The 10,471-nt window shown below is 71.5% G+C and carries 8 protein-coding genes and 1 pseudogene; 8 read left to right on the top strand and 1 reads right to left on the bottom strand.

Annotation, left to right across the window (positions count from 1 at the left end):
* The 5 genes from GT354_RS37970 to GT354_RS37950 all read left to right on the top strand — a co-directional run.
* Positions 1 to 1,142, top strand: a 1,142-nt coding sequence (locus GT354_RS37970; protein ID WP_161360934.1) for a DUF5691 domain-containing protein, incomplete at its 5' end; no start/stop codon positions are given.
* Positions 1,143 to 1,514: 372 nt separating this feature from the next.
* Entirely contained in the window at positions 1,515 to 2,102 is a 588-nt protein-coding gene (locus tag GT354_RS37965; RefSeq protein WP_161360933.1) for a Uma2 family endonuclease, read from the top strand.
* 115 nt (positions 2,103 to 2,217) lie between these two features.
* Positions 2,218 to 3,294, top strand: coding sequence for an AAA family ATPase (locus GT354_RS37960; RefSeq protein WP_161360935.1), 1,077 nt, complete (start codon positions 2,218 to 2,220; stop codon positions 3,292 to 3,294).
* The gene (locus GT354_RS37955; RefSeq protein ID WP_161360932.1) at positions 3,294 to 5,621 is read left to right on the top strand and encodes a DUF5682 family protein; all 2,328 of its coding nucleotides are present in this window, start codon (positions 3,294 to 3,296) and stop codon (positions 5,619 to 5,621) included. The genes GT354_RS37960 and GT354_RS37955 overlap by 1 nt, the downstream gene beginning before the upstream one ends.
* Before the next feature lie 8 nt (positions 5,622 to 5,629).
* Complete coding sequence (locus GT354_RS37950; RefSeq protein ID WP_161360931.1) at positions 5,630 to 6,787, top strand: VWA domain-containing protein; 1,158 nt, start codon at positions 5,630 to 5,632, stop codon at positions 6,785 to 6,787.
* Positions 6,788 to 6,903: 116 nt separating this feature from the next.
* On the opposite strand, the gene GT354_RS37945 is transcribed toward GT354_RS37950, so the two are convergent.
* A complete protein-coding gene (locus GT354_RS37945) occupies positions 6,904 to 7,524 on the bottom strand; it encodes a Uma2 family endonuclease (RefSeq protein ID WP_161360930.1) in 621 nt (206 codons plus the stop codon).
* 408 nt (positions 7,525 to 7,932) lie between these two features.
* On the opposite strand from GT354_RS37945, the gene sucC reads away from it, so the two are divergent.
* From sucC to GT354_RS37930, 3 genes and pseudogenes are all read left to right on the top strand, one after another.
* On the top strand, positions 7,933 to 9,108 hold the full coding sequence (gene sucC / locus GT354_RS37940; RefSeq protein WP_161360929.1) for an ADP-forming succinate--CoA ligase subunit beta: 1,176 nt from the start codon (positions 7,933 to 7,935) through the stop codon (positions 9,106 to 9,108).
* Between the two features lie 16 nt (positions 9,109 to 9,124).
* On the top strand, positions 9,125 to 10,012 hold the full coding sequence (sucD, locus tag GT354_RS37935) for a succinate--CoA ligase subunit alpha (protein ID WP_161360928.1): 888 nt from the start codon (positions 9,125 to 9,127) through the stop codon (positions 10,010 to 10,012).
* A gap of 242 nt (positions 10,013 to 10,254) precedes the next feature.
* Positions 10,255 to 10,471 (top strand): annotated as a pseudogene (locus GT354_RS37930) (exosporium protein); the annotation flags it as partial.

Below are 10,471 nucleotides of genomic sequence, written 5' to 3'. Positions count from 1 at the left end.
CCCGGTCGCGGACGGATCTGCGCGAGACGGTCGCCGACCTGGCCGGGCCGCGCGGGCGGTGGCTCGCCGGGCTCAACCCCGACTGGGCCTGGCTGACCCGGGTCGCGGTCGGTGACGCCGAGGATCCGGTGGAGCTGTGGCGGCACGGGCAGTTCGGTGAGCGGCTCGCGGCGCTGAGGGTGGTGCGGGGGAGCGATCCGGACGCGGCTCGCGGGCTGCTGGACCGTAGTTGGCGGACCGAGTCGGCCGAGGACCGGGCGGTGCTCACGGCCGCGCTGCGCACCGGCCTGACGGACCGTGACGAGGCTTTCCTGGAACGGGCGTTGGACGATCGGGCCAAGGTGGTCCGGGTCGCCGCCGCGCGGCTGCTCACCGAGTTGCCGGGCTCGGCGTTCGCGGCCCGGATGCGCGAGCGGGCGTCCGTGTGCCTGCGCCCCGACGGCGCGGACCGGGTGCGCGTGGTGCCGCCCACCGGGTGCGACGACGCGATGCGCCGCGACGGGATCTCGGACACGTCGCCGACCGGCCGCGAGGACCATTCGTGGTGGCTCGGCGAGATCGTCGCCGGCACGCCGCTCGCGCTGTGGGGGGACGTGTTCGGCGAGACCCCGGAAACGATCGTCGCCCGCCGCCTGCCCCGACGGTTCGCCGAGGACGTCCGCGACGGATGGGCCCGCGCCGCGGTGCTCCAGCGCGACGCGCGGTGGGCCAGGGCGCTGGCGGGCCGCGGCGCGCCGACCCGACTTCTCACCGTGCTGCCCGCGGCCGAATGCGCCGAGCACGTGGCCCGCCACATCACCGAGTACGGCCTCTCGGAAGCCCTCCAACTCCTGACCAACTGCCCGACCCCGTGGCCGGCGCCGCTGGGTGACGCCGTCCTGGCCGCGTTCGCCAAGGCGGCCGAGTCCGGTGGCTACCCCTGGAGCTTCAGCGGCGCCCGCGACGTCGCCGGCCGCGGCCTGGACCCCGCACTGGCCGAGCGCGTCGACGCCCTGGCCGGCCCCGAGCCCGACGGCGAATGGCCCAAGGCCTTCCACGCCCTGGCCGACACCCTGCGCCACCGCCGCACGATGCGCGAGGAACTCGTGGGCCCAACCCCACCGAAAGCCGGCCCCGAACACCCGGCGACCCGGGGCCGGTAGCGGGAACAGGGACCGCCCCCGGCGGGCGAGGCGCCCCCGGGGGACGACGCGGCCTCCCGCGCGGGAAGGAGTGGACAACGCATCGGTGGTCGAGCGGCGGAGGCCCAAGGCGCGGATCGCTCCATGGCGTCGACTGTGGGCGCAACATCGCGGCCCGCGCGCGTGGAGGTGGTGTGCTCCACATCCGGTCACCCGCAGGACCGATCCCGACCCCGACCCCGACCTGCGGGGACGGGTTCGGGAGCCTTGCCGACCCCACTACGCTGCGCGCCCGACTCCGGTCCGCACGCGCGAGCGCGGATGCGTGACAGTGGAATCGCGGAGGGTGATGAGCGTTCTAGGATCGAGGCAGCCCGCAAGGAGAGGATCCCCGTGACCGACGCGACGGCACACTCGGATCCGTTGGCGCCGTGGCGGCTCACGGCACTGCGGATCCTGCGCGAATCCGACGTTTTCCCGGAGAGCCTTCGATGGGAGGCGTCTCCCGCCGGGCTGCTCATGCAGGTGCCACCCGGCCCGGCGCACGCGAACATCCTGGCCGATCTGCGTGACCTGCTCGAACCGCGTCTGCCAGGCGGGATCCACGTCCTCGAAGGCATCCCCTTCGTTCTCGCCGTCGGCACCGAGCGCACTCCCGACCTCGTGGTCGTGGACCAAGGGTCGCGAGCGGAGTTTCGCGACGGGCACGCCTTGTCCGCGTCGGGTGTGTGGATGTTCGTCGAGGTGACGTCAGGCAATACGCGCCGAGTCGACCTCCGCGAAAAGCCGGGGGAATACGCGGCCGCAGAGGTACCCGTCACCCTGATCGTCGATCGCAAGACCCACGAGGTGATCGTGCACTTCGAGCCGGTGAACGGGAAGTACACGTACACCGAGCGCGTCGAAGCCGGAGCCGACGTACGGCTGCCCGAACCCTTCGGGTTCACCGTCGACTCCGGGTTCCTGCTCGACGAACTCTGACGCGCGGAACGGCTCCTCGGTGTCAGACCGGACCGGCACGCTTGTTTTCGTCCGGTTGTGTTCGAGCCGTGGGGGAGTCGTTGTGGCCGTTTCCGTCGAGCCCGTCGAGAAGGTCGTGCTGCGGGCGCACGCAGAGGACGCCTTTGCCGACGAGTTGGCCGCACTGGCCGCCGCCGACGAGCGGCCCCGGCCGCCGCGCTGGAAGCTGTCGCCGTGGGCCGTCGCGACGTATCTGCTCGGCGGCACGCTGCCCGACGGGACGGTGATCTCGCCCAAGTACATCGGGCCGCGCCGGATCATCGAGGTCGCGGTCACGACGCTGGCGACCGACCGGGCCCTGCTGCTGCTCGGCGTCCCGGGAACCGCCAAGACGTGGGTGTCCGAACACCTCGCCGCCGCCGTCTGCGGCGACTCGACGCTGCTCGTCCAGGGCACGGCGGGCACCCCCGAGGAGGCGATCCGCTACGGGTGGAACTACGCCCGGCTGCTCGCCCACGGGCCCAGCCGCTCGGCGATGGTGGCCGGTCCCGTCATGCGCGCGATGAGCGAAGGGCTCGTGGCCCGAGTCGAGGAGCTCACCCGCATGCCGGCCGACGTGCAGGACTCGCTGATCACCATCCTGTCCGAAAAGACGTTGCCCGTACCGGAGTTGACCGACGAGGTACAGGCCGTTCGCGGCTTCAACCTGATCGCGACCGCGAACGACCGCGACCGCGGCGTCAACGACCTGTCCTCCGCGCTGCGCCGCCGGTTCAACACCGTCGTGCTCCCGCTGCCCGCGACCGCGGACGCCGAGGTGGACATCGTCAGCCGCCGGGTCGCCCAGCTCGGATCCTCGCTCGACCTGCCGCCCGTGGCCGGTGCGGAGGCCGAACTCCGGCGTGTGGTCACGGTGTTCCGAGAATTGCGCAGCGGCCTGACCGAGGACGGGCGGACCCGGCTCAAGACCCCGTCGGGCACGCTGTCCACCGCCGAGGCGATCTCCGTGGTGACCGGCGGGCTCGCGCTGGCCGCGCACTTCGGCGACGGCGTGCTGCGTTCCGCCGACGTCGCCGCCGGAATCCTGGGCGCGGTGGTCAAGGACCCGGCCGCCGACACCCAGGTCTGGCGTGAATACCTGGAGACCGCCGTGCGTCCGCGCGCGGACTGGCAGGACTTCTACCGGGCCTGCCGCGACGCGGACCGGGCCTGATGGCCTCCAGGGTGAGCGCCGAGGAATCGGTGATCCTGCTCGGCGTGCGCCACCACGGCCCCGGTTCGGCCCGAGCCGTCGGCGCCGCGCTCGCGCAGATCGAGCCCGACATCGTGCTGATCGAGGGACCGCCCGAGGCCGATGTGCTGCTGTCCTTCGCGGCCGACCCCGACCTGCGCCCGCCCGTCGCGCTGCTCGCGCACGCGACGGACGATCCCGCCCAGGCCGGTTTCTGGCCGTACGCGCAATTCAGCCCCGAGTGGATCGCGATCCGGCACGCGACCGACCACGACCTGCCGGTGCGCTTCATCGATCTCCCGGTCGCGTTGACCTTCGCCCTCGACCGCGCCCGCAAGGAACGCGAACAGGCAGGCGAGCCCCGGGAACCACAGGCAGACGCAGAAGCGGACGCGGAGGCAGACGCAGAAGCCACCCGGCACCCCGCCCGGATCGACCCCATCGCCGCGCTCGCCACGCTCGCCGGCCAGGACGACCCCGAGCGCTGGTGGGAGGACGTCGTCGAGCACCGACTGCCCACCGGGGCCGACGCCCTGACGCCCTTCGCGGCCCTCGCCGACGCGATGGCCGCCCTGCGCGAGGACGAGCCCCCGCACCCCACCGACGACCGCGCCGAGCGCCTGCGCGAAGCGCACATGCGCCAGTCGATCCGCGCCGCGCGCCGCGCCGGCCACCGTCGGATCGCCGTCGTGTGCGGCGCCTGGCACGTACCGGCCCTCGCGACCATGCCGAGCGCCGCGGCCGACCGCGCGCTGCTCGCTCCCCACAAGAGCAGGATCAGGATCGAGACGACCTGGGTTCCCTGGACCCACCGCCGCCTCGCGCAAAGCTCCGGCTACGGCGCCGGCGTCACCTCCCCGGGCTGGTACCGGCACCTGTACGCGCACGCCGACCAGCCCGAACTGCTGCCCCGCTGGTTCGTCAAGATCGCGTCCCTGCTGCGCGACGCAGGCCACCCGGTGTCCCCCGCCCACGTCATCGAGGCGACCCGACACGCGACCGCGCTCGCCGCGCTGCGCGATCGGCCGCTCGCCGGCCTCGACGAGACGATCGAGGCCGTGCGTGCGGTGATGTGCGACGGTGTCGACGGGCCGCTGGCGCTGGTCCACGACGCCCTCGTGGTCGGCGACGTGATCGGCGAAGTCCCCGACGCCGTGCCCGCCGTACCGCTTCAGCGCGACCTCTCCCGCGAGCAACGCCGGCTCAGGATCAAGCCCGAGGCCGGCGCCCGTGACCTCGAACTCGACCTGCGCAAGGACTCGCACGCCGACCGCAGCCGCCTGCTCAACCGGCTCGCCCTGCTCGACATCCCGTGGGGCACCCCCGCACCGGCCCGCGAGAGTAAGGGCACCTTCCGCGAGGCGTGGCGACTGGATTGGCAGCCCGAACTCGCGATCCGGGTCGCCGAAGCGGGTGTGTGGGGGACCACCGTGGTCGCCGCCGCCGAAGCCCGCGCGGTCGACCTCGCGATCTGCGCGACCTCGTTGGCCGACGTCACCGCGGTCGCCGAACGCTGCCTGCGGGCCGACCTGCCCGACGCACTACCGGTGATCATGCGCGTCCTGGACCAACGCGCCGCGCTCGACACCGACGTGGGCCGACTCGCCGAGGCCCTGCCGGGTCTCGTGCGCGCGCTGCGCTACGGCGACGTACGCGGGACCGACACCTCCGCGCTCGACACCGTCGTGGCCGGCCTCGTGGTCCGCATCTGCGTCGGCCTGATCCCCGCGTGCGCCGGCCTCGACGACGACGGCGCCAAGGCGATGCACCGACACCTCGACGACGTGCACGCGGCCGTACAACTCCTGACCCGCGATCGACAAGAGGAGTGGTACGCGACCCTGGACCGCCTGGCCGCCCGGGAGAACCTGCCGGGCCTGCTCACCGGCCGAGCCACCCGCATCCTGCTCGACCTCGGCCGCCTCGACACCGACGCGGCCGCGCCCCGCCTGGCCCGAGCCCTGACCCGAGGCGTGCCGCACCGCGAATCGGCCGCCTGGATCGAAGGTTTCCTCGCGGGCGGCGGCATGCTGCTCATCCACGACGACCGCCTGACGACCCTCGTCGACGACTGGATCGCGACCACGCCGGCCGACCTGTTCGCCGAGATCCTGCCGCTCCTGCGCCGCACCTTCTCGACCTTCTCCGCAGCCGAGCGCCGCACCCTCGGCGAACGACTGCGGACGCCGGCCCGCGCACCGGCCCGCGACGCGACCGCGGAGGTGTTCGACGTGGCCCGGGCCGACACGGTGCTGCCGTTGCTCGCCGAGATCCTCGGTCTCACCCGCACACCCGCGATCCGCTCGTGAGGGGAACCATGGACGACGAACGACTGCGCCGCTGGCGGCTCGTGCTCGGCGGCGACGCCGACGGCACGGGCTGTGGGCTCACCGGCGAGGACACCCGGATCGACCAGGCCCTCGCGGCCCTGTACCGCCCCGAGAACACGGCGGTCGCCCCGCGCGGCAGCCGACGCGTGAACGGCCCGCGCAGCGGCGGCCTCGGCGCCTCCGCGCCGTCGGTCGCGCGCTGGCTCGGCGACATCCGCGAGCACTTCCCGTCGGGCGTGGTGCAGATCCTGCAACAGGACGCGATCGAGCGGCTGGACCTGACCCGGCTGCTCCTGGAGCCCGAGATGCTCGCGGCGGTGGAGCCCGACGTACACCTGGTCGGCACCCTCCTGTCGCTCAACAAACTGATGCCCGACGCCACCAAGGAGGCCGCGCGCGCGGTGGTGCGCACGGTCGTCGCCGACATGGAGCGACGGATCGGCCAACGCACCACGAGCCTGATCCAGGGCGCGCTGGACCGGTCGAGCCGGATCAACCGGCCCCGGCACCACGACATCGACTGGAACGCCACGATCAAGGCCAACCTCAAGCACTACCAGGCCGAACACCGCACGGTCGTACCGGAACGCCTGGTCGGTTACGGGCGACAGCGACACGGGGTGCGCAAGGACGTCGTGCTGTGCGTGGACCAGTCCGGCTCGATGGCGGCCTCGGTGGTCTACGCGTCGGTATTCGGCGCCGTGCTCGGCTCGATGCGGTCCCTGAAGACCTCACTGGTCGTCTTCGACACCAACGTCGTGGACCTCACGGATCAACTGAGCGATCCGGTCGACGTTCTGTTCGGCACCCAACTCGGCGGCGGCACCGACATCAACCGCGCGCTGGCCTACTGCCAATCGCTGATCACGCGCCCGGCGGAAACGGTCGTGGTGCTGATCAGCGACCTCTACGAAGGCGGCGTCCGCGACGAGATGCTGCGCAGAGCGGCGGCCATGCAGGCGGCGGGCACGTCCTTCGTCACCCTGCTGGCCCTGTCCGACGACGGCGCCCCGGCCTACGACCACACCAACGCCGCAGCGCTGGCCGCCCTCGGCAGCCCGGCTTTCGCGTGTACGCCCGACCTGTTTCCGCAGGTGATGGCGGCGGCGATCCAGGGGGTGCCGCTTCCGGTACCGGAGCCGTAGAACCGGCTCGAATCGGGCATGCTGATCGGGCATGCGGACCACGGTGAGGATCGACGTAGAGCTGCGCGACCGGATCGCTTGCTCGGCGCGGCGGTGGCCGCTTGCGGTCCGAGACGTCAGGTGAGCGCATCGGTGTCGAGGGTCGGGAGGCCGTCGGGAAGCGGAAGTTTCTCGCCGAGTTTCACTCGGTCGGCGACCCGGTAATAGGAGTCCTTGCCTCGATCGACCGGGTCGGAGTAGGCGATCGCCGAGCGCTTCTCGCGGTCGATCAGAACGTAAATCGGAATGCCCGCGCGAGCATAGGTTCGGTATTTACCCTCGCGGTCGATCGAGGCGTTCCCGGGGGACGTGACCTCGCCCGCGAGACGGACCATGCTCGCTGGGTACCAACCATCGTGGGCCGTGCGATATGCCTGATCGGCTTCGTCCGAGCGCCTGTGCTGGATCACGAAGTCGGGGATGAACGCGCCGGTGACGTGCTTGGAGCCCGCCGGCTCGGCGCAATAACCGGTCCCGATGACGGCAAGGTCCACGCCTGCCAGGCGGAGCTGATGGTAGATCTCGCTCGCCCAGTAGTTGTGCTCCTCGTTGGCTGGGGGCGTCACGTGGTAGATCTCCTCGATGTACTCCACGCGGATGCCCTTCGGCACCGGGATCGCGGCGATGAACCTGGTCGGGTGCGCGAACAGAATCTCGGACGGCGAGGCTGCAGGCGCCTCTTGGGCGAGCGCAGTCATCTCGGCTCCTTCGTCGGGACTGGGTTGTGTGTCCATGTTGTCCGCTCCGTTCGTTCGTTCGCCGGGATTCTCGGCAAGTGTGATCATCTGCCGTAAGCCGCCGGCGTGGGATCCGCCACATCCGCCTCACCGCGTCCGTTTCGGTGTGTTCCCTGTGTCACGGTGGAACAGGCGTAAACGGGCGGATCTCGACACCCGGCGGGACCGGGTTCGAGGGGTGCCCGCGGTGTGTGCCCGAGACCCTGTTTCGGGCCTGACACTCCAGCCCGATAACCTGCAAGGCGGATCAGCTACGCGTGCGGACGCCGTCCACCAGAGTCTGGGGGCGAGCCTGCCGGACCCTGCGCGACGACGGACGCGGCTGCGCATCTTCCGCATATCCGATCGCGATCACAAGGACGGACCCGCGTGGACCTGTTCGAGTACCAGGCGAGGGATCTCTTCGCTAAGCACGGTGTGCCGGTTCTGCCCGGTGAAGTCGTCTTCACGCCGGAGGAGGCACGAGCCGCCGCCGAGCGCATGGGCGGCAAGGCCGTCGTCAAGGCCCAGGTGAAGGTCGGTGGCCGCGGCAAGGCCGGCGGCGTGAAGCTGGCCTTCAGCACCGACGAGGTCGTCGAGAAGGCCGAGCAGATCCTCGGTCTCGACATCAAGGGCCACATCGTCAAGAAGGTCATGCTGGCCGGCCTGGCGAAGCCCGTGGACGAGTACTACGTCTCGTTCCTGCTCGACCGCACCAACCGGACCTTCCTCGCGATGGCGTCGGTCGAGGGCGGCGTCGAGATCGAGATCGTCGCCGAGGAGAACCCCGACGCGCTCGCGAAGATCCCGGTCGACGCGAACGAGGGCGTGACCGAGGCCAAGGCCCGCGAGATCGTCGAGGCCGCGAAGTTCCCGGCCGACGTCGCGGACCAGATCGTCGCCGCGCTGCAGACGCTGTGGACCGTCTTCGTCGAGGAAGACGCCACGCTGGTCGAGGTCAACCCGCTGATCAAGTCCGAAGAGGGCAAGATCATCGCGCTGGACGGCAAGGTCTCGCTCGACGAGAACGCCGGCTTCCGCCACCCCGACCACGAGGCGCTGGAAGACAAGGACGCGGCCGACCCGCTGGAGGCGGCGGCCAAGGCCAAGGGCCTCAACTACGTCAAGCTCGACGGCTCGGTCGGCATCATCGGCAACGGTGCGGGTCTGGTCATGTCCACGCTCGACGTGGTCGCGTACGCCGGGGAGAACCACGGCGGCGTCAAGCCGGCGAACTTCCTCGACATCGGCGGCGGCGCGTCCGCCGAGGTGATGGCGAACGGCCTGGAGATCATTCTGGGCGACGCCGACGTGAAGTCCGTGTTCGTCAACGTCTTCGGCGGCATCACCGCCTGTGACGCGGTCGCGAACGGCATCGTGCAGGCGCTCGCGCTTTTGGAGAAGAAGGGCGAGGCGGTCACCAAGCCGCTCGTCGTACGTCTGGACGGCAACAACGCCGAGCTGGGTCGCCAGATCCTGACCGACGCGAACCACCCGCTGGTCCAGCAGGTGGACACCATGGATGGCGCGGCCGAGCGGGCCGCCGAGCTCGCTGCCGCGAAGTAAGGGAGACCGACCCAACATGGCTATCTTCCTGACCAAGGACAGCAAGGTCATCGTCCAGGGCATGACCGGCTCCGAGGGGATGAAGCACACCCACCGGATGCTCGCCTCCGGGACGAACATCGTCGGCGGCGTGAACCCGCGCAAGGCCGGTACCACGGTCGACGTCGACGGCACCGAGGTACCGGTGTTCGGCACCGTGGCCGAGGCGATGAAGGCCACCGGCGCCGACGTCACCGTCGTCTTCGTGCCGCCGAAGTTCACCAAGGACGCCGTCGTCGAGGCCATCGAGGCCGAGATCGGCCTCGCGGTGGTCATCACCGAGGGCGTGCCGGTGCACGACACCGCGCAGTTCTGGGCGCTCGCGGGTGCCAAGGGCAACAAGACCCGCATCATCGGCCCGAACTGTCCGGGCCTGATCACGCCGGGTCAGTCCAACGCGGGCATCATCCCGGCCAGCATCACCAAGCCGGGCCGGATCGGTCTCGTGTCGAAGTCGGGCACGCTGACCTACCAGATGATGTACGAGCTGGCCGACATCGGCTTCTCGACCGCCGTCGGCATCGGTGGCGACCCGATCATCGGGACCACGCACATCGACTGCCTCCAGGCGTTCCAGGACGACCCGGACACCGACGCCATCGTGATGATCGGCGAGATCGGCGGCGACGCCGAGGAGCGCGCGGCGGCGTACATCGCCGAGCACATCACCAAGCCGGTCGTCGGCTACGTCGCGGGCTTCACCGCCCCCGAGGGCAAGACCATGGGCCACGCCGGCGCCATCGTCTCGGGCTCGTCGGGCACCGCGCAGGCCAAGCAGGACGCGCTGGAGGCCGTCGGGGTCAAGGTCGGCAAGACGCCGTCCGAGACCGCGCGCCTGATGCGCGAGATCATGGCGGCCAACTGACCGCGGGTCACCGCTTTTCGACGACGCCCCGCGTACCCGCCTGACGGCGGGGCGCGGGGCGTCGTCGTGCCGGGCGCAGTCAGTGCCAGGCGATCCGCCGGGAGCCGGCCCGGACGCCGTCGTTCACGCACACCGTCCGGGCCGCCCGGGGCGCCGCGGAGGTCGGTGCCGACAACCGCTCCACGGCAGACGCGCCGAAGGTCGGCGAGCCGGTCCGCCACCACGCCGGATCCCTCGCAGGCGTGCCCCCGTCCCACAACTGGGGGATCACGGGCGTCAGACGCGGCGCGGGTGCGTCGGACGGGGGCTCCACCGGTGAGCGGGTCCGCTGCGGCGCGGCGGGCGCTACGGGTGACGTGGGCGCCTCGCTCGGCGAAGGCGCCTCGGGTGACGTCGGCGCGCCGGGGGTCGCGGGCGTGGCCGTCGTCGACGCCGCGCCGCCCGCCGCGGGCGGCGCAG

It is taken from the genome of Streptomyces sp. SID3343, assembly GCF_009865215.1.
GTDB lineage: Bacteria > Actinomycetota > Actinomycetes > Streptomycetales > Streptomycetaceae > Embleya.
The sequence above is the reverse complement of the archived record's forward strand: the minus strand, read 5'-3'. Positions and strand labels throughout refer to the sequence as shown.

Coding starts and splice junctions, on each gene's coding strand:
- GT354_RS37955 (WP_161360932.1), top strand. CDS start 3,294: ATGGCCTCCAGGGTGAGCGCCGAGGAATCGGTGATCCTGCTCGGCGTG.
- GT354_RS37950 (WP_161360931.1), top strand. CDS start 5,630: ATGGACGACGAACGACTGCGCCGCTGGCGGCTCGTGCTCGGCGGCGAC.
- GT354_RS37945 (WP_161360930.1), bottom strand. CDS start 7,524: ATGACTGCGCTCGCCCAAGAGGCGCCTGCAGCCTCGCCGTCCGAGATT.
- sucD (WP_161360928.1), top strand. CDS start 9,125: ATGGCTATCTTCCTGACCAAGGACAGCAAGGTCATCGTCCAGGGCATG.